Genomic DNA, 23,025 nt, shown 5'->3' with positions numbered 1-23,025 from the left:
ACTGCTAATGAACAAAAAATGTGAAAATACCCAGTAAGATCAGCGTAAAACCGGTGATCTTCTTTTCGTGATTTTCAAGAAAATGAAAGTTTACCTTTTCCAGACTCCTCCCTCCTACCGCCACTAATGCCATGATACCCGAGACCGTTACCAGCAGGTATACCAGCGAAATGGATATAATGCCTTTCCAGCCAAATGAGCCGGCGCTGAAGTAAAAGGTTTCGATCTCCAGACAGGGTGAAAAGAACATCGCAATACATACACTGAGTATAATACTGCGTTTGGACTTTTTAGCCAGCTTCTTCTCCGAAATATGTTCGTGATGGGTATGTCCCATATCCATTCCGAAGTAGAGGAGTCCCATAAATATCAACACAAGTGGGGCAATAATCGTTGGAAAAAGCCGGAGCTGATCAGATATTTTTACCCCAATGAGTCCGATGATCACTCCCAGGCTAATGGTACTAAGAGTATGTGCCAGGGCGGCTATACCAGCTACTACCATCGTTTCCTTTTTCTGCCACCCTTCCGATTTGGCTATTAGTACCAAAGGCAGCCAGTGGTTGGGTATAGCAGCATGAATAATGCTCAGCAGCAGGCTACCGATTATAATATGAGTCATAGTAAAATAAACTTCCCGATGAGGGCTCGATCAACTCCAAACCTACCAGTACAACCAGCAAGTACCTGTTTATTTAAAAGTGGTTTGGCAATAAAATATTCAACAAGTACCTGCTCAATAAAAAAGTTGTACAGGGGTCTGGTGCGGCGAAGTTAAATAGGATCAGCAAGTAATGAGCAAGATTTTGCAAAGCCGATTACCACTGGATAAAAACTGTTGCAAATATGTAACGACTTTTATATATTTGGATACATAAGTACCCCGGCTGTTTCTTTCGAGAAAAAGCCTGTACTTACTTCATCCCCCCCCTCTATTCAAAATTCTTGACGTTATAGGTATTCCTTAACCATACTATATATGATCAAGCTAAATGTACTGTATCCTAAAAGCACCGAAAGCCAGTTTGATATTGACTACTTTCTTAAAGTGCATGTGCCCCTGGTAAAGGAACGGCTAATACCGATGGGTCTGAAGAATATTGATATTGAAGAAGGACTGGTGGGACCCACTCCCGACGTACCTCCTGCTTATGCCCTGATCGGTTCATTGAACTTTGAAACACTGGATCAGCTTCAACAGGCTATGAATACGCATTCGGCGGAGTTAATAGCCGATATTCCCAATTTCACGAACGTGCAGCCCATCATGCAGGTTAGCCAGGACCGTTAAGGACGCTAACCCGCTTGAGATATCCATTTGAGAGGAATCAGTAGATTTTCGTAATACAGCAAAGGGCCGCTACTCTCCGTACAGCGGCCCTTTCTTATTGCTTAATCACCATCTACGGTAACTACTACCTTCCCGATGGTTCGTCCGGTTTCGATCTGTTCGTGCGCTTTGGCTATTTCATCCATAGTAAATACATGCGATACATGAGCTATGATCTTGCCCGTAGCCAGCAGGGCCGCCAGTTGCTCCATATCCTCTCCATTGGACTGTACCAGGTAGTTTGCCGCACTTACCCTTCGCTCCTGAGCCAGGGCCTGTACGTCCTCAGTGGCTCCGCCTACAATGGAGATCAACTTACCTCCGGGTCTGAGTATGTTCAGAGACTTACGGGTGGTATCTCCACCGATGGGATCCAGCACGAAGTCTACCTCCCGGACCGCCTGCTCAAAATCCTCGCTCCGGTAGTCGATTGGTTGGTCAACACCCAGGCCTTTCAGAAATCCAGTATTGGGCTCAGAAGCCGTCCCGACCACCGAAGCGCCCAGATGTTTAGCGATCTGTATTGCAAAGTGACCCACTCCACCGGCTGCCGCATGTACAAATACCCGCTGCCCCGGTTGTACCTGTCCCTGGTGCACGAGTGCCTGCCAGGCCGTAAGGGCCGCCAGGGTGGCCGCAGCGGCCTCCTCGTGGGATATTTCCTGCGGCTTTAGCGCCAGATGGTGCTCAGGTACGGCCACGTACTCGGCATAAGCCCGACCGTGACCCGGAAAGTTGACCATACCGAATACTTCGTCGCCGGGTTTGAAGCGGGATGAGCTATCGGCCACGTCCACCACCTCTCCCGAAATGTCCCAACCCAGAATCAGGGGCGCCTGCTCCTTGATACGACCGTATACTCCTTTACCAGTGCGGGTCTTTATATCGACGGGATTAATACTTAGTGCTTTTACCTTTACAAGTACCTCGCTGTCCTGTAATACGGGCAGATCAATGTCGGAGATGGTCAACTTGTCGGTACCACCGGGCTCAGTTAATAAGATAGCTTTCATTGATTTAAAAAGTCATATATGTTGTATAGTCTATACCAGTTTCTTTTCGGTAACCTCCTCCACGGGTTTGTTCTCTTTAACTTCACCCATAATCAGGCGGATACCCTGGTTGAAGTTAAAATAGCTCCATATCCAGCTCATGAATACCGTGATCCGGTTTTTGAACCCAATGATGGAGATCAGGTGAATGAACATCCAGATACACCAGGCCAGAAAGCCCTGGGTGCGGTATTCCTTCCTGAAGATCTTCAGATCAGCCACGGCATGATTACGGCCAATGGTCGCCATGGATCCCTGGTCGTGGTATTCGAAGGCTTTCAGGGGCTTGTTTTCCAGTAGTCGCTTCAGGTTGTCGGCCAGCAACCTACCCTGCTGCAAGGCTGGCTGCGCCATCATCGGGTGTCCGTAGGGATTCTCTTCAGTGACCATGGCCGCGATATCTCCGATCGCAAACACATTAGTATACCCTAGCACCTGATTGTACACATTCACCTGCAACCGGTCCCCTTTCAGTACACTTTCCGGACGAATGCCCTTGATAGGGGCTCCTACTACGCCCGCCGCCCACACCATGGTCCGGCTGATTATTTTTTCACCCGTATCCAGCATGACCGTGTACCCATCGTACGACTTCACCCGCCGGTTGAGCCACACCTTTACCCCAAACTGCTCCAGGAATTCCAGCGCCTTCCGGGAGGCCTCCTCCGACATTCCTTTCAGCAACTGGGGGCCACTCTGGATCAGGTGAATATCCATATCCTTGAAGTTAAGCTCACGATAATCCTTCGGGAATACGTGCTGCCGTAGCTCACCCAGTGCGCCGGCCAGTTCTACTCCGGTGGGTCCTCCCCCCACTATGACATAATCCATAAGGCTGTTGAGCTGCTCCTCTTCGTCGATCTGCAGGGCTTTCTCGAAGTTGCTCAGGATGGTGTTCCGGAGCGTCATGGCATCCTCAATATCCTTGAGGGGTATGGCCTTGCTGGCTATTTCCCTGTTGTTATAAAAGTTGGTTTCGGCTCCGGTCGCTATCACCAGGTAGTCGTAGTGCACCAGACCGATGGATGTTTCGACTACCTGCTGATCGGTATCCACCGAGATGGCTTCGGCCATCCGGTAGTACAGATTTTCCTGCGACTCAAACAGCTCCCGAAAGGGCTGGGCTATGTCAGAAGCCTCGATACCAGCCGTAGCCACCTGGTACAGCAGGGGCTGAAAGGTGTGGAAGTTATGTTTATCTATCAGAATAACCTGAACGTCCAGGTCCTTGAGTGACTTGGCTAATTCTATACCGGCAAATCCACCTCCAATAATTACTACTCGTTGTTTTCCGGTTTCGGCGATACGGGCGTTGTGAAGCATATACGTATATGTTCAGCTGGATACTAAATAACTAGTATCAAAAAGCGATTATAGACCCGGAATGTTTTTTTATAGAAGCTCGGGAGCCCCCGCAGAGGCAGGTAAGGAAGAGAATATACCCAGAGGATGACTAAAAATGGAAATACTCTGCCGACAGGATCAGCAGAGTATCTATCCACAACACTAAGACTAGCTAGATAGATCTTAGCACTTAAAACTACTATGTATTTTTAAAAATTTCATAATCAACCGGTAAAAATATAGTGGTATAATCTGATTATTTATCAAATGTTTACTAGTCACCCACTACCAATAACTGCCTTTTTTTACTGCTTTTCCTCCTGTTTTACCTTTTCACTAGTACCTCTACCTCCACTAACTCAAAACTATCCAGCGGGTCGCTTTGAGGGTGTAGCGCTGAACGTATCTGTTCCAGGGTGAGCGACGGGTCGGAGAAAATATGCGGAACACCATTACCGGTTGGATATTCCAGCAGGAAGTAATGGACATTGTCATCCATGAGCATTACGTGCCCCCATACTGGATCGTGATCCGGGCTGGATTTTAATTTCAAGGCTCTCAAGGTGGTATACAGGTTTGATTTAAACTGACGGCACCACAAGCACTACCCCTATTGATTTAGCTTTCGGGGACCGACGGTACTCATATCAATGGGCCGGAAGCCCAGACCGAGAGCCGGGGAATTCTCTTTCAGACGAAAGTCAAACTTGTCGACATCCACAAACAGCGGATCCGCATAGAGCGAGTGCTGGTCTTTGCCCAGGGTATTCCACTGCTGCCAGCTCTTTCCATTAAAGCTTACTTTGTCTAAAGGGCTTACCGGATTGTAGTAAATATTCCAATCCATATCGAAGGTACTGGTCTGCTCCTGGGTACCCTTGTCGCCGGGGCGCAGGTAGAAGGAGTACGGTTTGTCCTCCCAGTTCTTGCTCAGTAGCTCCCCTTACTTCCAGTAGATGATGTTATTCTCGAAGAAGACGCTCCGGTGGGGCTCCTGCCGGGTACGGCTGATTTGCTCGAGCCGCCCCAGGGCAAAGATGTTGTTACGGACGGTGATCTCTTTGGCGTAGTGGATGTTGTAGCCCGCAAACTTTGTGTTATACACGATGTTGTTCTCCACCAGCAAATGCGTCGACCCCTCATCATTATATATCCCCCACCCTCCGTAGTGGTTGGCATCTACATCATGGATGAGGTTGTTGCGGAGTACCGTACCCGGCGAAAGCCCCAGCGTATAAATAGCCCCCATATCTGATAATAGTCCCTGCCCGATGGTATGGATGTGGTTGAACTCAATGACATTGTCGCGGCTGACACTGGGCTGGTACCCCCAGCGCCAGCCGATGGATATACCCGTGTACCAGCCGTTGTTGATGTTGTTGTGGGCAATCCTGTTACCGAAGGTGTGCATCAGCAGTATCCCGACGGCCGACGGAAATACCTCACCGTAGTGGTGGATGTCGTTATCGCTGATGGTATTACGACCGGTACGCAGCAGGGGATGATCAGCCTCCGTACCGCCGTTGATCCGGAACCCTCCCGCCGCGATATGGGCGATTTCATTATGAGTAAAGGCATTGTCAGAGCTCCCGCTTCCGATCTCGAACGCGAAGGTACCTATGTTGCGGATGGTACAGTTCGAAAACGTGGTATGACGGGTGCCGGTAAGGCTGATACTGGCGGGTACTGAGGCCGATCCCTGGTTGTCGTTGGAGTTGCCGGGAGGCAGGTCCCAGTTGGTATACATGAAGTCCAGCCCCTTAAAGTGGAGGTGCTCTATGTACTTTCGGGCCTGGGCATCGCCTTGAAATGTGATGAACTTCTCGGTTACGGGCGCAATTACCTCGGCCTTGCTCATATCTTCCCCCGGCATAGGTATATAGTACAGGGTACCTGTCTTCCGGTCCAGGTACCATTCGCCGGGCTGGTCCAGGCCCTCCATGACGTTCTCTACCACATAGCGAGCCCCGTTACTAGAGAAGTCGTCGGTGAAGACTTTGCCTGCTTTATGCTTAAAGGTAACGATGTTGGTGGTGGTATCGAGCGACTGGATGGGTAGGTGGGAGTCGGTCCAGAAGTGGTACACAATTACCTCCACGTCCTCGAGGTTTTTCCAGGTAGGATCAAGATCACCTTTGGCGTATTCAAATCGTTGACTGTCGGTATGGTAATGTACCTCGGCACCACCATCCGGAAATCCCTTCACTATCTTAAAACCCGTATTTGGTATGCGAGCCCGCTGCCTCAGGGCACCATTAACATACAGCTGGCGAAACTTCCACCCGCCCTCCTTTACCTCGGGTACCTGGGTCATGTAGATGTTACCCTGGTACGGCTTCCAGCCCCTGATCTGCCGCCCGCCGTGGATGAGCACCTTTCCATTCTGGGAGGTATAGGTGACGGGACTCTGCTCGGTACCGGAGTCATCCGGAGTAAAGACGAGAGGTTTATCCAGAAAATAACTACCTGCTTCAATCGCTACGGTAACGGGTCTGGTTACGGAACCTTTAGCCCGTTGCTCCCGCACCGCGGCCTGCGCTCTTGCCAGGGTACCAAAGGCCTGGCTCCGGCTCAGGCCGGTGTTGGTATCCTTGCCTTTGAAAGAAACATAAATAGTGAGAGGAGCAGCCTGGCGGGTTTGGGCCTGGGTACCAGCGGCGATGTTTCCGAATACCAGAAGAGGCAGAAGAACTCTGAGAATAGTGGACATACTCTTACTTGATAGAAGATTAATCATACTACCTCAAGAAGCGAGTATCAAAGCGAATTTACCTGACCCTTCGGAAGAATGTAGTGGCGCAAAAAATGCCTGCTGCGGCAGGTCAGATCCACCACAGCAGGCATTATAACTTGGACTATTAGTTTTAAACCGTCTTCCAGGGACCTGTGATAGCCAGTGTTATACCAGCTCCCTGAATATTGACGAAGTAGGTTTCGCCGCCCGGTGAGAATACCCCTCCGGCAAATTCCGTCTGGAAGCCTACGTTTTCGGCCAGCTTGTAGTACTCTCCCCGGGGTGTAACGCCTACTACAAACGGGTGCGAATGATCTTCGCAAAGTACTACATCTCCCCAGGGTGCTACCGTCAGGTTGTCGCAGTTTTTAACCAGATCCTGATCGTTGGGTTCCACGTATAGTTCAAGCTTTCCGGGAGCGCTCTTTTCCTGCGCGGTACCTTCGTACTGGCTGGGTACGTACCGGAACACCTGCCCCTTGCCGTTGCGTCCGCCGCTGGTACAGGCAAAGAATATCTCCTTGTTGCCATACCACATGCCTTCGCCCCGGGCAAAACGGGCCGCTCCCTTATCAAATCCCTGGTAGCGCAGGTCGTTGTTGGGTGACTCTGCATTTTCGATATCTACCCACTCCACCTCGTGCAGCTCGCGAACCGGGAAAGTCGGAGTAGTGAGTGTTTCCCAGTTGCGGGTGTCCACACTCTTCTGCCCGCGGATCATCAGTGCCTGCAGTTTACCTCCTTTGAGCAGCTGCCCGGGTACATTGGGGATATAGCGGTAAATGAGGCTGTCGCCGGTATCTTCGGTCAGGTACACTATGCTGGTGCGAGGGTCCACGGCCACGGCTTCGTGGTTCATACGACCCATGGGCTTGATGGGTACCGCCGCGTGCAGCTGTACCTTCTCGGTAGCAGGTACTTCAAATACATACCCGTGATCTTTTTCGCAGGTATTGTCGCTACCGACTTTCTTGGTAGTTTCTTCGCAGGTCAGCCAGCTGTTCCAGGGGGTGGGGCCACCAGCGCAGTTGCGGGTGGTACCAGCCAGGCTCAGGAACTCCTTCTCTACCTTGCCCGTTGCCGGGTTATAGACAATGGTAGTAGTACCTCCCAGCTCAGGTTGTACTCCCTTGCCGTAGTCATAAAACTTAGCTTTATCTACTTTGGTAAGTAGTTCGTTTTTCAATCCAAAGGCTCCTCCTTCCGGGTTGGGGTTCATCTCGTGATTGCGTACTATAATCGTACGGCCTTTGGTACCTTTAAAAGTAGCCATACCGTCGGGCAGGCCGGGTACCAGCAGTCCGTCGCTCATGGTATTGCCCATGCGGGAGATCATCTGGTACGAAAAACCCTTCGGCAGGTTGAGGACTCCCTTGGGGTCAGGTAGCAGGGGACCATACCCAAAGGCAGATTCAGCCATTTGGTCCATGACCGAAGCAGGTTTATTAACAAAGGAAAACAGACCCAGAAAACCAACGGATGCACATCCGGTTAGTTTTAGAAAATCGCGGCGGGTAGTAGGGGAAATCTTGTTCATAGAAGTACTCGATAAAAGGGTAAGGGTCAGGAAATAGTAGTACGGTTACGTATTGATTACTCTGGCTGATAACCGAAGTTAGTACACTCTAAAAGCAGCATTGGACTATTACCTACCACAAAATAAAAACAGCCGCTCCAAACAGGTGGCAGCTGTCGTGTAAACATATTGTTTCCTTTTCCCCGAATACTTCTTTTTTAATTAATCTGGTGCTGATCTACCTACTTTACAAGCGGGTACTGTACATGGGCCAGGCTTGAAAATTTGGTAAAGAGATCCCCTGAGCCTTATTCAGCCTCTTGTTTAACCCGTACATATGTCAGGTTTTGCCTGTAAGTAAATCTAAAAAAAGTGGCTGCTCGCCCTTCAGCCCAGGAAATAGTCAATTGCTTTCATCACTATGGCGAGCAGTATGCAGAATAAAAAACCATAACCTACCAATTTAGCTCCCTGACTGGTGCGCTTAAATGGCGGACGCTTCCATCTTCTAAGGAAGACTTTGGGATCATCAGAGTCCATTGAATTTTGAAAGAATAAGCCGAAGTCTAAAAATTGTGTTATTTCTAATTTTGATCGAAGCTATAACCCGTTTCAATCAGTGATGTTTAAAAAAACATTAACAAGACCTTTATAGCAGCAGACGAGCACTGTGGGAAAGGTGACAGAAGTGGTATGGTTATTTAATCATACGGGTGATGACTCACTGTAAGGGGTAAAGGCTGAGTAAGATATGTACAGCAAACAACTACAGGTTATACTTTCGGATGGCTGGCTGGCCAATCCCTGGGCCATTATGGTGGAGGGAATAGTCGGAACTGCCCTTATGACCCTTTTTATGTATGTACTTACCTACCTGACACACCGTACCATGAAAGTAGTGAAGATATTGGGTACCATGCTCACATTCAGCACCTCTCCTACCGGTCAACTCTCGGGTAAGCCGCTGGCACTTGTAGCAGGTACGGCGGCCCATTATACCGTTGGGATCTTATTCTCCTACTGTTTTCACCTCCTATGGAACATGGGCATTGGTCAGCCCGACTACCTGCATAGTTTCCTGTTGGGTCTGGCCTTCGGGTTGTTTGGCAGCACGGTCTGGTACCTGTTCTTTAAGGTACATCCCAATCCGCCTAAGGTGCACCTCCGGCCTTACCTGTTCAGCCTGCTCCCGGCACACCTTATATTTGCATCAGGTGTGATCATGACTCATCACTGGATTCATATAGTGGTTATACCCGTACAACCCCTCGATCTGGTACCGTAACATTCTAACCCCGTACACTACCTGATGGATGACCGAATACTCACGTTAATAGGAATACTTTTAGCCCTGTTTCTGGGCGCGCTGGACCAGACCATAGTCGCCACGGCCCTACCCCGTATTGTACAAGATCTACAAGGCCTCGAGCGATATGCCTGGGTAGCTACCTCGTACATGGTAGCGTCCACGGTACTGGTACCTATTTACGGCAAGCTGGCGGATATGTACAGCCGTAAGTCCATTGAGCTGGCAGCCATTGCCGTTTTTCTGGTGGGTTCGTTACTCTGTGCAATCTCCGGTGAATTTGGGCCTATTCCACTAATAGGTGACGGCATGAACCAGCTTATCATTTTCAGAGCTATACAGGGTATTGGCGGAGCGGGCCTATTCTCCATGGCTTTCATCGTAATCGCTGATCTGTTTCCACCCGCTGTACGGGGTAAGTACCAGGGCTATGTCTCGGCTGTTTTTGGACTGTCCAGTGTGATAGGTCCCTGGGTAGGTGGCCTGCTAACCGACTACGGCAGTGATATCATACCCGGTATAGCGGGCTGGCGCTGGGTATTCTATGTTAATATTCCCATTGGTGCCCTGGCCCTTTGGTTTATCATAGCCAAAATGCCTCCACTACCTCCCAGGGGTACCCGACAAACGTTTGACTACTGGTCGGCGACCCTGCTCATTGTGGGCCTTATCCCCCTTATGATTGGCTTACAACTGGACAAAAACCTCTACCCCTGGGAGTCACCCCTGGTACTGGGGCTACTGGGAGGGGGTAGTCTGTGCCTGATCTTGTTTTACAGGAGGTCACTCCGGATCGAGAGTCCGATCCTGAACCTCCGTCTGTTCCAGAACAGGGTGTTCAGCACCTCCAACGCCGCCTCTTTCCTGTTGGGGGCTGCGTTTATGGGTATTATCGTGTTTCTGCCCCTGTTCATGGTCAACGTGATCGGCGTCTCGTCCACTAAGGCCGGAGCCAGTATGGTACCCTTGTCTCTGGGTATGGTGATTGGCTCCGTTACGGGCGGACAGGTGGTATCGCGGGTGGGCAACTACAAGTACATCCTCCTGTGTGGCATTGCCGTGATGGCAGTGGGGGTACTTTTTCTTTCCCAGATGACGCCCACCACCACATTCGCATCGGTACTGCTGTACATGGCGCTGTGCGGTATAGGCATGGGACCTACCCTACCGCTCTTCCCCCTGGCCATCCAGAATTCGGTACCGGTACAAAACATGGGACAGGCTACCAGCGCCAACCAGTTTTTCAGACAGATCGGGAGCGTGATAGGTACTGCTCTCATGGGAGCGTTACTGGCTTCGGCCCTGTCGGGGACCACACTACCTGCCCCCTCCGCCCTGGCTGAGGGGGTACCCGAGGCCATTACAGCGCAGGGTACCGCTCAACCAGCCACCACGGCCGATCATACACGGCAGCGACAGGCCCAACTTCTGAAACAGGCCGTGGAAGAGCAGGACCAGACCACCCGTCAGCAACTACTGGACGACCCAGCCCTGCCAGAGTCCTTGAAAATAGAATTACAAAACGGACGGATAACCGCATCTACTATTGATGAAGTACTCAGTAACCTGGCTATGGAACCCAATCAGCGGGCGGGTCAGTCACAGGACACCATGAAGCAAACGTTTGCTCAGGCTATTACCAGCAACTACTATTACCTGCTGTTTATCGTACTGCTGGCGTGGCTCGTCACATGGTTTGTGCCTCAGCTTCCGCTTCGTAAAACCAATGCTCCACCTCCGGTTACCGAAATTTAAAAATGGCTTTGTAACCTATTGTGTATCAACTAAAAAATTGCATTTATTTAACTACATCAAACAATCAACATTAGTGAGCCGTTGATAATTTAGGAATATTACAAGACCTACGTTTTTGTAATCAATGATTAATAACCTGGTTTTGCAGGCTGTTCGGTTAGTGCATCCTTCTGACCTCAGGCCTGAATCTGTTACTACAAGGTACGGCCGGTCAGGAGAAGGAGCGGGAGATTGTATGGGGGGAAAAGGCCTGATGGATCAATAAAACCACTTCCCTACTACCAATTGATTTCTCGCGTACCAGTTGGATGCAGTAGCTGCTACGGTCCTGCGAACCAGCAACTATGCATTGACTGGTGAGGAATAAATTGTTTTTAGCTGTATTATCATTATTTGCCTTTATCATGTTTGACGATCTGGAAATTCTTGAAAAAGTATATTTTAGAAATAGTGTACTTGACTACATTATTGCTTTTGGCAGTATACTACTGGGGGTTATACTCGTTGCCTTATTCAAAAGAGTTATACTACGGAAAGTAGAAAAACTGTCGGGTAATACCGCTACCCATGTAGATGATTACCTGGTTCATGGCATGGAGCGGTTTGGGGTACCGGCCCTTTATATTACCGTAATATACTCCGGCCTTACGTATCTGACACTATCCCGTAAAATTGAAAACATCCTGAGGATTGGTATTACGGTCGTAGTGACCTACCTGGCCATACGCATCGTTTCGACCATCATACTGATGCTCCTGCATTCGTATGTAAGGAGGCAGGAACGGGGCGAAGAAAAGGTAAAGCAACTGGGTGGACTGATGATCGTGATCAACATCGTCATCTGGGGCGTGGGTCTGCTTTCGCTCCTCGACAACCTGGGGTACGACGTTACCACGGTTATCGCGGGTCTGGGGATAGGTGGTGTGGCTATTGCACTGGCTTCTCAGAACATACTCGGCGACCTGTTTAACTACTTCGTAATCTTCTTTGACCGTCCCTTTGAAGCCGGCGACTTTATCATCATTGACAACAAGATGGGGGTAATTGATTACATCGGTGTGAAGTCAACCCGTATCAAAAGCCTCACGGGCGAGCAGCTGATTTTCTCCAACAGTGATCTGACCAAATCGCGCATACACAACTACAAGCGGATGGAAAGGCGTCGGATCCTGTTCAAATTCGGCGTTGTGTACCAGACCTCGCTCGAGAATCTTAAGCTTATACCCCAGGTAGTTAAATCCATCATTACCAGCCAGGATAACACCACCTTTGACCGGGCTCACTTTGCCGCTTACGGCGATTCCAGCCTGGATTTTGAGGTAGTATACTTTGTCCTTAGCTCCGACTACAACGTATACATGGATATACAGCAAACCATCAACCTCCGGATGTACGAAGAGTTCCAGAAGATGGGCGTTGAGTTTGCTTATCCTACTCGTACGCTGTATCTCACCAATCATAATGGAGAGCCCAGGAAAGAAAAAAGAGAGAATGGTAATGGTGTATCAGAGCGTCCGGGTATTATACATCCTGACTAGGTAAAGCCTAGGCAAGAGAACAGGGGGGCTAGCGGCTGCTATCCCCCCTTTTTATAAGGCTACTTACGGTACTGACTTTCGTACAGGCTGATCCATTGATCAGTACTCATTTTTCCAGCCAGTTTCCCGATGAGTGCGTAGGGTATGGCATCCACTTTCTTAAAGCGGATGCAGCTTTTGCCCATATCCAGCCTGACTGAACTATGCCTGGGGTACTCTTCGATAAACCAATTTAATAACTCGGGATTTGCGTACAGGCCCATATGGTACAGGGCAACGTAGTTCTTCTGGGATGCCAGGCTCATAAAGGGCAGTGGTAGTTTTGGATCACAGTGATAGCCCGCCGGGTATAATGAGTGCGGTACTACATATCCGATCGTGCCGTAACTCAGGGCTTCTTCATAACCCGCAGGCAGATTAGCCAGAATAGTTTCCCGTATCCTCAGTACGGCCTCTTTCCGCTCCGTCGGGAGCTGGTCAAGATAGTCCTCAATTGATTCCGCTTTTGTTTCCATATACAGCTAAGGGTTTAGTTAGTCGAATCTACTAAGCCAATCCGGGTTGGCAATCTACCTGTCCTACGCTACGCCAGTTGTAGCAAATATAGGCTGTTCACCGCCGTACAACAACTGTTCATAATCGGACATAAATTTAGTCCAACGCTTCCTTATCCCTACTGATAATCAGACCGTTACCCTAATTTAAAAAATAGGCACGTTATTTTCTCTACAAAAGTGGAACATATAGCATGCTATGGAAAGAATCTACCTCGGTGAATTTGAAGAACTCGTACTGCTGACGGTGGCGGTCCTGTATGATAACGCCTACGGTGTAGCCATTGCCGAAGAAATCGAAAAGCAGACCGGACGTTCCGTAAGCCTAAGTGCCGTACATGCCGCTCTGAACCGCCTGGAAGAAAAAGGTATGCTGAGCTCACGACTGGGTGACGCTACCGCCGAGCGGGGCGGCCGGCGCAAGCGCCTGTTTACGGTACTAACCTTAGGGAGCTACTCCCTGCAGAGTATCCGCGAAACCCGTAACCGCCTCTGGAACTCTATATCACCGGATGTTCTACCGGCACTTAGCCTATGAAAAGGACTCCTACCCCACCCCGCTGGGCCGACCGGTTGCTCAGCTGGTTTTGTGCTCCTCACCTGCTCGAGGAAGTACAGGGTGACCTGTACGAGCGGTTTCAGCGCAGGGTTACACTGTTCGGAGAGCACTCGGCCCGGCAACAATACGTGTGGGATGTGCTGAGCTTTATCAAACCCTTTGCCATAAAACGTAAATCCAACCAAACTACCTCACCTTTTATATTCAGCCATGATATGATCAAAAACTATCTCAAAATCGCAATCCGGAACCTGCAGCGGCAGCGGCTGTATGCTGTCATCAACGTACTGGGCCTGGCGGTGGGCCTCGCCTGCTGCCTGACCATCTACCTGTTCATCAAGGATGAGCTCAGGTATGATACCTTCCACGAAAAGGCTGACCGGGTCTACCGCCTCCGCAACGACCGGATTACAGAAGGCCGTGTGAACCACATGGCCAGATCAGCTCCCGCCTACGGTCCGGCCATGAAGGCCTACCTGCCGGAAGTAGAGAAGATCTTCCGCATCTTTACGTTCAACGACCCGCTGGTTGTGTACAACAACAACCGCTTCAAACAAACCGGATTTATTCTGGCCGACTCTACCATCTTCGATGTACTAACTCTGCCGCTGGTGCGGGGAAACAAGGAGGAGGCACTAAAAGGACAGGGATCGCTGGTCATCAGCGAGGCTATGGCGGAACGGTACTTTGGTAAGGAGGATCCCCTGAACAAAATACTGAAGGTAGATGGTGGCTTAGAGTTCAGGGTGACGGGGGTGATGCTGAATATGCCGCGCCACTCACACCTCGAGCTCAATGCAATAGGTTCATTCAATACGCTACGTGATATAATCAGCGACCATGCCCGCCTGGAAAGCTGGGGCTGGCAACAGATGTTCACCTACGTGCTACTCACGCCGGGGGCTGATCCGGCCAGGGTCAACGATAAGATCACCGCGATGGTGGAGCGGTATGCTAATCCGGAACAGCGGGACGATGCCTACCGGACCACCTTACAACCCCTTAAGGATATCTACCTCCACTCCGCGGAACTGGAGTATGATCTGGCCCGAAAAGGTAACATCCGTTATGTATACGCCTTTGCCATTGTTGCCTTAATTACGCTGCTGATCGCCTGCTTCAACTTCATGAACCTCTCCACCGCCCGCTCCATGCAGCGGGCCAAGGAAGTGGGCTTACGTAAGTCCATTGGTGCGCAGCGGAGCCAGCTCGTAGGGCAGTTTCTGGGCGAGTCTATGGTACTGACTGCTCTGGCTATGGTACTGGCCATTGGCCTGACGGCGGTGGTGCTGCCGGTTCTCAACAGCTGGGCCGGCAAGGAGCTGTCGCTGCTGGATGCCCTGTCGCCGCTGTTCCTGGTCCAGATCCTAGCCGCTCTGCTGGTAGTAGGTTTGCTGGCAGGGCTGTATCCGGCTTTCTTCCTGTCGGCTTTCCAGCCCATTAAGGTACTAAAAGGTACCCTCGAGACGAAGGCGCAGGGGGGCTATGGCCTCCGCAAAACCCTGGTGGTGGTACAGTTTGCCGTATCGACGGCCCTGATCATCGGGGCGGGCGTAGTATACTACCAGCTCAACTACGTCCAGCAGAAAAACCTGGGCTTCAATAAAGAGCAACTCGTGATCATGCCTTTCCAATCCGATGACATGAGGCGTGACTACAAGAGCATCAAGCAGGAGCTCCTGCAGAATCCTAATATCCTATCAGCAACCGCCTGCTACGGGCTGCCCGGAGGGATGTTTGCCGGAGATGGTGTAAAGCTGCCGGGTCAGGGCAAGGAAGTCGGCATCAGCATGTTTCTGATTGATCCTGATTACATACCTACTATGGGTATGGAACTGGTAGCCGGACGCAACCTCTCGGAGCAGTACGGTACCGACGTGGAAGAAGCATTCTTAATCAACGAAACCGCCGTGAAAGCGCTGGGCTGGAGTACGCCCGAGCAGGCCCTGGGGAAGGAGATGCTGTGGCCTAAATGGGTACCAGCCAATCCGGCCGATACGCTTAAGCGTGGTAAGGTGATCGGGGTAGTAAAAGATTTTCACTACAAATCCCTGCACCAGAAGATAGAGCCGCTGGTACTGCACGTGCATGAGCCTGCCTACTACACAATGGTAGCGCGGGTACGACCTGAAAAAATGGCCGCCGCTCTGGATTTCCTCAAAACGGAGTGGGAGGCCCGGGCGCCGGAGTTTCCGTTTGAGTACGAAATTCTGGACCAGCAGTTTGCGAAGTTTTATGATAGTGAGCAAATATTTAAGAAGTTGTTCCTGCTGTTTACATCGCTGTCTATCTTCATCGCCTGTCTGGGGCTACTGGGACTGGCTACCTTTATGGCACAGCAGCGGACCAAAGAGATTGGCATCCGTAAGGTGATGGGCGCCTCGGTAGCGGGTATCGTCATGCTACTCTCGAAGGACTTCCTCAAGCTGGTAATGGTAGGGATTATCATTGCCTCGCCGCTGGCCTGGTACTTCATGAATCAGTGGCTGCAGAGCTTCTCATACCGCGTTGATATTGCGTGGTGGATTTTCGGACTGGCAGGATTGCTGGTAGTAGGAGTAGCGTTGCTCACAGTGAGCTTCCAGAGTATTAAGGCCGCTCTCATGAACCCCATCCAGTCGTTGAGGTCGGAATAATCGTTTGATACGGCACTTACTCGTGCAGCCCTATTTTACATAACTATCCCAAAAAGCTTTATTCCCGTTTAAGTACCGGGGATAAAGCTTTTTTAGGTTTAGCAGGAGCTATTGCCCTGAATCCGGAAGTTTGCGATATTGTAGCCATTATCCGGCTGAGCACCAGCAGATACCTCACTGGCGCCCCACGATACCAGTAAACCCAAACTACCTCTACCCATGGAAAAAGCACAACTTGAAACACTCAATACAGCGACGGATTATCAACGACTGCCCCGGTTAAGCGCTACCTTGTTACGTTGGTCATCTGTCGTGCTGGTAGCTACCGTCTGGTTCAGCGCCTGTCTGTTCGGCCTGTATATTCTGGCCTTCTATGCCGCTGCCCTGTACGAGGGCGATATGCAACGCTGGAATGAAGTACTACCCGGCTTGTATGACCGGGGCTCAGCGGCTACTACCTCCGGTATCGGGCTGCACTTTGCCACGGGCGGTATCATCCTTATACTCGGGAGCATTCAGCTGATGAGTAGCGTCAGAGAGCGGTATCCGGCTGCTCATCGGTGGATTGGGCGGGTGTACATTCTGGCCTCTCTACTGGCGGCCGTAGGTGGCCTATCATTTATCATCTTGAAGGGTACCATAGGTGGTACCGTCATGGACATTGGGTTTGCGCTCTACGGTATACTTATGTTTGTAGCGGCTGTCCAAACGTACCGCCACATCCGAGCAGGTCGGCTGGAAAAGCACCGGGCCTGGGCACTACGGCTGTATGCGTTGGCCATTGGGTCGTGGCTTTACCGCATGGACTACGGATTTTGGTTTTTCTTCACCAATGGCATAGGCCATACCAAAACCTTTACAGGCCCCTTTGACCAGGTAATGGCCTTTTTCTTTTACCTACCCAATCTACTGGTAACCGAAGCGTTCATACGTGCTCGTGCATATAGGGCATCGCCCGTACTGAAGATTCTAGCATCCTTCATGCTGCTGCTTGCAACCTCTTTCCTGATATTAGGCACATATTTTTTTACCATCCACTACTGGGGACCGGCTATCCTGAAATGGCTGCCTACACTATAAGTTTATCTGCGTCAGGAACAGGAAAAATAGAAATAATAGAAGAAGTGTTGAACTTCGTGAACAGGTATTTGAGGAGCTCTTTTCCCAAATCGGTACCCATATTGACTCCTATTTCCGGTAAAGGTCTCATTCACCTTTATAACAGGCACAACTTGTACGGCTTTTCCCCACTATCTACTGATAATGAGAAGCTTTATCTAAATAAACTACAATATTCTACTTGATTTTTTTATATTTTATATTAATATATTATCAAATAATCCAATAAGGCTCCGTCTGGTACACTATTTTATAATTTATAATTATATGCTGAAAGTACTATTTAGGTCATGGAGGTAAGTGACATAGTACCCAATAGTTATCGAAACCTACATTTATAGATTTACATATCATAATTGTAAGAAAACTAGAACATATCCACATATAGTTATGAACAGGATTAAATCCCCACACCAACTACAACCCGGCGACTGCTTTTATTACCGCCACGGCGTAGGCGAAGATGTAAAACTCTGGAAGGTTGTAGCAACTGGCCTTAATAGTTTGATCGCTACCGGCGAAAATGTTTACTACAAAGTTCCATTCTATTACGAAGAGTTAGCCAAGGCAGAGGGACACTTTTGCTACGTACCACCCCAACCTGGCTTCTTCAGCTCCATCTTGTCAGCCCTGACTCCCCGACATGCAGAAAGCGAGGCCAATTGGAATGATCTGCCCGCCCAGCCTGCAGGTGGCTATGCTATGTAGTGTGTCGGGGTGAGTCTTTAGTACAGTAGTTTACACATGTATCAAGCCCATTAAGGCCTGACCAAAGCGGTTTTGTCATCTTGTACATGGCAACGTATAGCGGGTAACTGTACGTATGAGGTCTTGCTGTTGCTTGTGCCCCGGTACGTTTAACATTGTACTGGTACCACTGCACGAAGAAGGCTTGTTGCTTTTTTCTTAAATTATTCAGTTACACAGCCTTTACGTCTGCACAAGGCGGCCGGGACAACCCGTAGGCAGGTAGTGGTACAGCTGATAGTACTGTTAGTTAGGGGCAACAACGCTTTTTCTCACCCTTCTTCTCCCGAACCTATATAATGTACGCGCTGAACTGGTACGGGATGCAAGACGTGTTGAGGATGAGGCACTACCTGGTACAACTAAGTAATACCATATTCTATGAACAAACCTATTCAACGGGTTGTGCTGTCTGCGGCACTCACAGGAACGGCTCTGTTTCTGCTGGATGCTCTATTTCTGGAGAAGCACTTTTTTCAGGTGAATAGGTTTAGGATTGGTAACCTTCACTCAGCTCAAAGGCCCATACATTTGTTACAGCTTTCGGATTTGCACCTTAGGGCACCGCTTGCTAATACCTGCTTTCGTTTACAGGCTACCGTAAGCCAGTTACAACCGGACCTTATACTATTCACGGGTGATTCGATCGATGCTAAGGGTGACATTTCTGCACTGCGTGAGTTTCTGGACCTGCTGGACAGAAATATACCTAAGGCCGCTATCCTGGGAAATCATGAATACGTGGCCGAAGTAGATATAGATGCGCTCAAAAAGCTCTATGCTCAGTACAATGGCACCTTGCTTATCAACAAATCAAAAGCCTACCAGATCCGGGGCGAGAGGATCATGGTGACGGGGCTTGACGATTTGTTGTACGGTGAAAATGACATCGAGAAAGCGTTTGAGGGTGTCGGTGGAGAGAAAAATCATCTGGTACTGATCCATAGCCCGATGCACCAGGAAGACCTGAAAAAGGCCCTGCAAATAATGAATGCCCAACGTGAGCCCCAGGATACAATCAGTGTACAGTACCTATTTGCCGGTCATAACCACGGTGGGCAGGTAACGCTGCTGGGTCGCTTTGTCCCCTATATGCCTGCCAAGGCGGGAAAGTACCTCAAAGGCTGGTACAACGCAGAGCCCCCTTACCTGTACTTGTCCAAAGGATTTGGTACCTCTACGGTACCCTTCAGGTTTGGAGCCAGAGCCGAGATTACCAGTTTTCTGTACTACACCTGATACGCTACCTTGCCTGCTTCATGAAAGAAGTACTTTACATACAAAATAAAAATACCCGGCTGTACACCACGGTATACCCTAATCAGCATAAGGAGACCATAATATTCCTACACGGTGGTCCGGGTGCACCTGACGGACTGGGCCCCATGGCCGAGTACCTGTCCAGCCATTTTCAGGTCATTGAGTTTCACCAACGGGGTACACTCAACTCCCCCTGCCCCTCACATGATTATTCGGTAAAAGCCTATATTTCGGACATCGATTGTATTGCCCGCTACTTCCACCTCGACCGCTTTCATCTGTTGGGTCACTCCTGGGGTGGCTTGTATGCTCAGCTATACGCCGGGCAAAGACCGACATTTGTACGTAGTCTGTTCCTCATCAGCCCCTGTACCGGTACCGGCTGGCAATGGGTCAAAATGGGGGTAGAGATAGGGCGATTTAACAAGCGAAGAAGCTCACTGCTGGAATGGGTGTCCATGTGCAAAAATGGTCTGCTGGGGGTGCTGGGCAGTAATGTAGCATTCACCCAGTTTTATACCCAGTTCTGCATCAACTGCAACAAGGGCTATCAGGTAGAGAATCCGGTACCCTTCCTGGTCGACCATATCAAAGCCCGGCCTATTATCCGTACCAATACCCGGGTTTTCTTCTACCATAGATTAAAGAGAGTCCCTGCGCCAGAGTACAAAATCACCGTGACCTACGGAGATAATGACGTGATTGGCCCCAGCCGAAGGTACGTCAGAAAGAGGTATCCAACGGCATCCTTCATCACGGTCCGGGGTACCAGCCATCTGCCCTGGTTACAGAATGAGGAGGTATTTTATCGAATACTGGCGGAGCATTATGCTATTAAGAAATAAATGAGCTGGATAGTAAAAAGTAAAGTCCAGCCAGGAGATGCTTACCCCCGGCTGGACTTTAAAAAATCTGGTATCTGAAGGCTAGCCTTAGCTCTTAAACAGCATTCCCCCCCTTGGTACCTCCCGATGGGTCATCGTCGGCACTGCGGCCGGAGCGGGAAGAGGATCCCTTTTCGCGGTCCTTATGCTTCAGATGGTTATCCTGGCCCTGCACATGCTTCACATCTTCTTTCGATTGTTGCTCATTATTTGTGCCTTTATTATGTCCCTTAGTCATAGCATTTAAAGTTTTGGTGTGTCCCTAATGTAACCAGCAGCCTTGCGAATTGTTAATCGGATCAGTCCAAATTTCTCCTGTTGTTTTAGCCTTTCCAGATCTATGACTGCCTATAATTAAAACAGGAAGTACTACTCACCCGCACGAAACCAGTCATCAATTAGACGGGAAGCAATGGATAGTGGTGGAGGTAGTTTAAGAGTACCTTCCTTAAGTTTCACAGATAGCTCTTCCCTTGTTACCCAGATAGCCTGCTCAATCTCCAGCTGATCAAGCTTGTACTCCATAGTGGTGGCCTGTGCTGTAAATCCAATCATGATGGAGGCCGGGAACGGCCACGGTTGGGAAGAGTGGTACTCTATATGTTCCAGCTCCAGGCCTGTCTCCTCCATCACTTCACGGGCTACGGCATTTTCCAGACTTTCGCCCGGCTCCAGAAAACCGGCTACCGTGGCATACATTCCCTCTGGCCATACCGATTGCCTTACGAGCAGGCAATGCTCCTGATATGTAATCAGTACAATGATGGCTGCATCGGTTCGGGGGAAATGCCGAAGCGCACAGGCTGGATTGGTACACTGCAGTACGTGCCCTGCTTCCTGGCTGATGGTCTTGCTACCACACCGGCCACAGTACTGGTGGGTACGATGCCAGTGTACCAGCGCCCGGGCGTAGGCATAGAGGCTCCCTTCGTCCTGCGTAAGGAGCACACCAATATCTCGGAGGTCTTTAAATTGTTGTCCGGCCGGGAATAGGGTGTCAACGGGTGCCTCGTCGGGCAGGGCAAAGGCAAAGTGGGGGATGCCCTCCAGTACACCCAGAAAAATAAGGGGAGCTGAATCCGTAAGCATAGGAGCCGCCTGATCATAGGACATGTACACCGATTGGAGCGGATCACCCGCCGCTACCAGGTTTTTATTCTTCCAGACTGGGACAAAGTGGGCTGCCGGATCATGCAGCTTTGCCTGTATATACTGCTCATCTACCCTCGACTCAGACACCCGATACAGGGTACCGGCCGCGAATACATTGGTTTTCCTGGAATGATCGCTTTGCATAGAAGCCCTGCCTGTATAGTAGTTGTATCTCCTACGAACATCCAAAACCAGCATGTAGTTTTCAAACCTTGCAAACACGGCTACTCCTGGCGATAAGGTGCTCCATCTACCCTCCCCTGCTTAATGCTATGCATAGTTTTGATACATTTATGAGGGAGTTACGCTTCTCCCTTATTGCCAACAGTTTATACCTGTTTTCACTTAAAATACTTTTAGCCAATGAAATTGAGAAAACTTGGAAATACCGATGTGGAGCTATCGGCCATCGAACTGGGATGTATGGGTATGAACCATGCCTACGGCCAGCCAGACGACAAAGAATCCATTGCTACCCTGCAGAGGGCCATTGAGCTGGGCATTACTTTCTGGGATACGGCTGATATGTACGCCAATGGGGAGAACGAAAAGCTGGTGTCGGAAGTACTGGTCCCTAATCGTGATAAGATATTCCTGGCTACTAAATTTGGCTTCAAACTGGATGCTGATGTCAAGCAGGTTTTTGACGGATCGCCCGCCTATCTGAAAACGGCCGTGGAAAGGAGCCTCCAGCGCTTACGCACCGACTACATTGATCTGTACTATGCTCACCGCGTGGACCCCCACGTACCCGTTGAAGAAACCGTAGGGGCGATGGCCGAACTGGTCAAAGAAGGAAAGGTCAGGTACCTGGGGCTTTCGGAGGCATCAGCGAGCTCCATTCGTAAGGCTCATGCCGTGCATCCCATTGCGGCGTTGCAGAGTGAGTACTCGGTAATTACCCGTGAGGTAGAGGATGAAATACTACCGCTGACCCGTGAGCTGGGTATTGCCTTTGTTCCATTTAGCCCCCTGGCGCGCGGACTGGTGACGAATACCCTGGATATTTCGAATCTTGGAGAAAATGATTTCCGACGAAAGCTACCCCGCTATCAGGATGAATACGCCCTGAACAACCAGAAGCTGGCGGAAGAATTCGCCGCCATAGCCAGCTCCAAACATGCAACACCCGCCCAACTGGCCCTGGCGTGGGTATTGGCTCAGGGAGAGACCATCATACCCATACCCGGAACCAAGAAAAGAAAGTACCTGGAGGAGAACGCTGCCGCGGTCGACCTATCCCTGACAAACGAGGATTTAGTCGCAATTGAGACATTACTCCGGAAGTACCCCAACATCGGCCCCCGCTATAATGCTGAAATGGCGAGAATGACAAACCATTAATTGCATGACGTAAAATGATTCGGATGGAGTACTCAGTGTAGCCGGACAAATATCACTTGTACAGGTAGTAGTACCTCACGCTATTTATAAAAAGCCCGGTGGTCTGACGTTGTCAGGTCGACGGGCTTTTTAATAATCCATTTATTTAAAACAATTAGAGCAACAAACGTCTCTAGTAACGTATAGCAGTTGCAG

Annotated in this window: 21 protein-coding genes; 11 read left to right on the top strand and 10 right to left on the bottom strand. The window is 49.9% G+C overall.

Annotated features, from left to right (window positions below; translation table 11 throughout):
• Window positions 1–4 precede the first annotated feature (4 nt).
• The gene (locus JTN23_RS19745) at window positions 5–622 is read right to left on the bottom strand and encodes a hypothetical protein (protein ID WP_247236762.1); all 618 of its coding nucleotides are present in this window, start codon (window positions 620–622) and stop codon (window positions 5–7) included.
• A gap of 357 nt (window positions 623–979) precedes the next feature.
• On the opposite strand from JTN23_RS19745, the gene JTN23_RS19740 reads away from it, so the two are divergent.
• Complete coding sequence (locus JTN23_RS19740; RefSeq protein ID WP_247236761.1) at window positions 980–1,291, top strand: EthD family reductase; 312 nt, start codon at window positions 980–982, stop codon at window positions 1,289–1,291.
• Between the two features lie 101 nt (window positions 1,292–1,392).
• Here the strand turns inward: JTN23_RS19740 and JTN23_RS19735 are convergent, their stop codons facing one another.
• The 6 genes from JTN23_RS19735 to JTN23_RS19710 form a co-directional block, all read right to left on the bottom strand.
• Window positions 1,393–2,343 (bottom strand): NADP-dependent oxidoreductase, encoded by a 951-nt coding sequence (locus JTN23_RS19735; RefSeq protein WP_247236760.1) that lies wholly within the window; start codon window positions 2,341–2,343, stop codon window positions 1,393–1,395.
• Between the two features lie 30 nt (window positions 2,344–2,373).
• Entirely contained in the window at window positions 2,374–3,705 is a 1,332-nt protein-coding gene (locus JTN23_RS19730; RefSeq protein ID WP_247236759.1) for an NAD(P)/FAD-dependent oxidoreductase, read from the bottom strand.
• 346 nt (window positions 3,706–4,051) lie between these two features.
• A complete protein-coding gene (locus tag JTN23_RS19725) occupies window positions 4,052–4,279 on the bottom strand; it encodes a hypothetical protein (RefSeq protein WP_247236758.1) in 228 nt (75 codons plus the stop codon).
• A 57-nt stretch (window positions 4,280–4,336) separates the two neighbouring features.
• The gene (locus JTN23_RS19720; RefSeq protein ID WP_247236757.1) at window positions 4,337–4,573 is read right to left on the bottom strand and encodes a hypothetical protein; all 237 of its coding nucleotides are present in this window, start codon (window positions 4,571–4,573) and stop codon (window positions 4,337–4,339) included.
• A 96-nt stretch (window positions 4,574–4,669) separates the two neighbouring features.
• Complete coding sequence (locus JTN23_RS19715; RefSeq protein ID WP_247236756.1) at window positions 4,670–6,436, bottom strand: right-handed parallel beta-helix repeat-containing protein; 1,767 nt, start codon at window positions 6,434–6,436, stop codon at window positions 4,670–4,672.
• A gap of 154 nt (window positions 6,437–6,590) precedes the next feature.
• Window positions 6,591–7,997, bottom strand: a complete 1,407-nt coding sequence (locus tag JTN23_RS19710) for an alkaline phosphatase PhoX (protein WP_247236755.1) — start codon at window positions 7,995–7,997, stop codon at window positions 6,591–6,593.
• A 730-nt stretch (window positions 7,998–8,727) separates the two neighbouring features.
• On the opposite strand from JTN23_RS19710, the gene JTN23_RS19705 reads away from it, so the two are divergent.
• The 3 genes from JTN23_RS19705 to JTN23_RS19695 all read left to right on the top strand — a co-directional run bounded on the left by JTN23_RS19705 (window position 8,728) and on the right by JTN23_RS19695 (window position 12,575).
• The gene (locus tag JTN23_RS19705; protein WP_247236754.1) at window positions 8,728–9,261 is read left to right on the top strand and encodes a hypothetical protein; all 534 of its coding nucleotides are present in this window, start codon (window positions 8,728–8,730) and stop codon (window positions 9,259–9,261) included.
• Between the two features lie 24 nt (window positions 9,262–9,285).
• Window positions 9,286–11,037 (top strand): MDR family MFS transporter, encoded by a 1,752-nt coding sequence (locus JTN23_RS19700; protein ID WP_247236753.1) that lies wholly within the window; start codon window positions 9,286–9,288, stop codon window positions 11,035–11,037.
• A 404-nt stretch (window positions 11,038–11,441) separates the two neighbouring features.
• Complete coding sequence (locus tag JTN23_RS19695) at window positions 11,442–12,575, top strand: mechanosensitive ion channel family protein (RefSeq protein ID WP_247236752.1); 1,134 nt, start codon at window positions 11,442–11,444, stop codon at window positions 12,573–12,575.
• A 59-nt stretch (window positions 12,576–12,634) separates the two neighbouring features.
• Here JTN23_RS19695 and JTN23_RS19690 read toward each other — a convergent pair whose 3' ends face one another.
• Entirely contained in the window at window positions 12,635–13,090 is a 456-nt protein-coding gene (locus JTN23_RS19690; RefSeq protein WP_247236751.1) for a DUF1801 domain-containing protein, read from the bottom strand.
• Between the two features lie 238 nt (window positions 13,091–13,328).
• Between JTN23_RS19690 and JTN23_RS19685 the strand changes: the two genes are divergently transcribed.
• The 6 genes from JTN23_RS19685 (at window position 13,329) to JTN23_RS19660 (ending at window position 20,295) form a co-directional block, all read left to right on the top strand.
• Window positions 13,329–13,667: a PadR family transcriptional regulator gene (locus JTN23_RS19685; RefSeq protein ID WP_247236750.1), complete on the top strand. Its 339-nt coding sequence runs from the start codon at window positions 13,329–13,331 to the stop codon at window positions 13,665–13,667.
• The gene (locus tag JTN23_RS19680) at window positions 13,664–16,324 is read left to right on the top strand and encodes a permease prefix domain 2-containing transporter (protein WP_247236749.1); all 2,661 of its coding nucleotides are present in this window, start codon (window positions 13,664–13,666) and stop codon (window positions 16,322–16,324) included. Before JTN23_RS19685 ends, JTN23_RS19680 begins: the two co-directional genes overlap by 4 nt.
• Window positions 16,325–16,543: 219 nt before the next feature.
• The gene (locus JTN23_RS19675; protein WP_247236748.1) at window positions 16,544–17,404 is read left to right on the top strand and encodes a DUF2306 domain-containing protein; all 861 of its coding nucleotides are present in this window, start codon (window positions 16,544–16,546) and stop codon (window positions 17,402–17,404) included.
• Window positions 17,405–17,833: 429 nt separating this feature from the next.
• The gene (locus JTN23_RS19670) at window positions 17,834–18,151 is read left to right on the top strand and encodes a hypothetical protein (protein WP_247236747.1); all 318 of its coding nucleotides are present in this window, start codon (window positions 17,834–17,836) and stop codon (window positions 18,149–18,151) included.
• Between the two features lie 420 nt (window positions 18,152–18,571).
• Window positions 18,572–19,429, top strand: coding sequence for a metallophosphoesterase (locus JTN23_RS19665; protein WP_247236746.1), 858 nt, complete (start codon window positions 18,572–18,574; stop codon window positions 19,427–19,429).
• Between the two features lie 20 nt (window positions 19,430–19,449).
• Complete coding sequence (locus JTN23_RS19660; RefSeq protein ID WP_247236745.1) at window positions 19,450–20,295, top strand: alpha/beta fold hydrolase; 846 nt, start codon at window positions 19,450–19,452, stop codon at window positions 20,293–20,295.
• Window positions 20,296–20,389: 94 nt separating this feature from the next.
• Here JTN23_RS19660 and JTN23_RS19655 read toward each other — a convergent pair whose 3' ends face one another.
• Complete coding sequence (locus JTN23_RS19655; RefSeq protein ID WP_247236744.1) at window positions 20,390–20,572, bottom strand: hypothetical protein; 183 nt, start codon at window positions 20,570–20,572, stop codon at window positions 20,390–20,392.
• A gap of 131 nt (window positions 20,573–20,703) precedes the next feature.
• Window positions 20,704–21,630, bottom strand: coding sequence for an NAD(+) diphosphatase (gene nudC / locus JTN23_RS19650; RefSeq protein ID WP_247236743.1), 927 nt, complete (start codon window positions 21,628–21,630; stop codon window positions 20,704–20,706).
• Window positions 21,631–21,849: 219 nt separating this feature from the next.
• Between nudC and JTN23_RS19645 the strand changes: the two genes are divergently transcribed.
• Window positions 21,850–22,830: an aldo/keto reductase gene (locus tag JTN23_RS19645; RefSeq protein ID WP_247236742.1), complete on the top strand. Its 981-nt coding sequence runs from the start codon at window positions 21,850–21,852 to the stop codon at window positions 22,828–22,830.
• The last annotated feature ends 195 nt before the right edge of the window (window positions 22,831–23,025 follow it).

Source organism: Telluribacter roseus (assembly GCF_017355915.2).
Taxonomy (GTDB): domain Bacteria; phylum Bacteroidota; class Bacteroidia; order Cytophagales; family Spirosomataceae; genus Telluribacter.
Note: the sequence above shows the minus strand (reverse complement) of the source record. Positions and strands in the feature narration are given on the sequence as shown.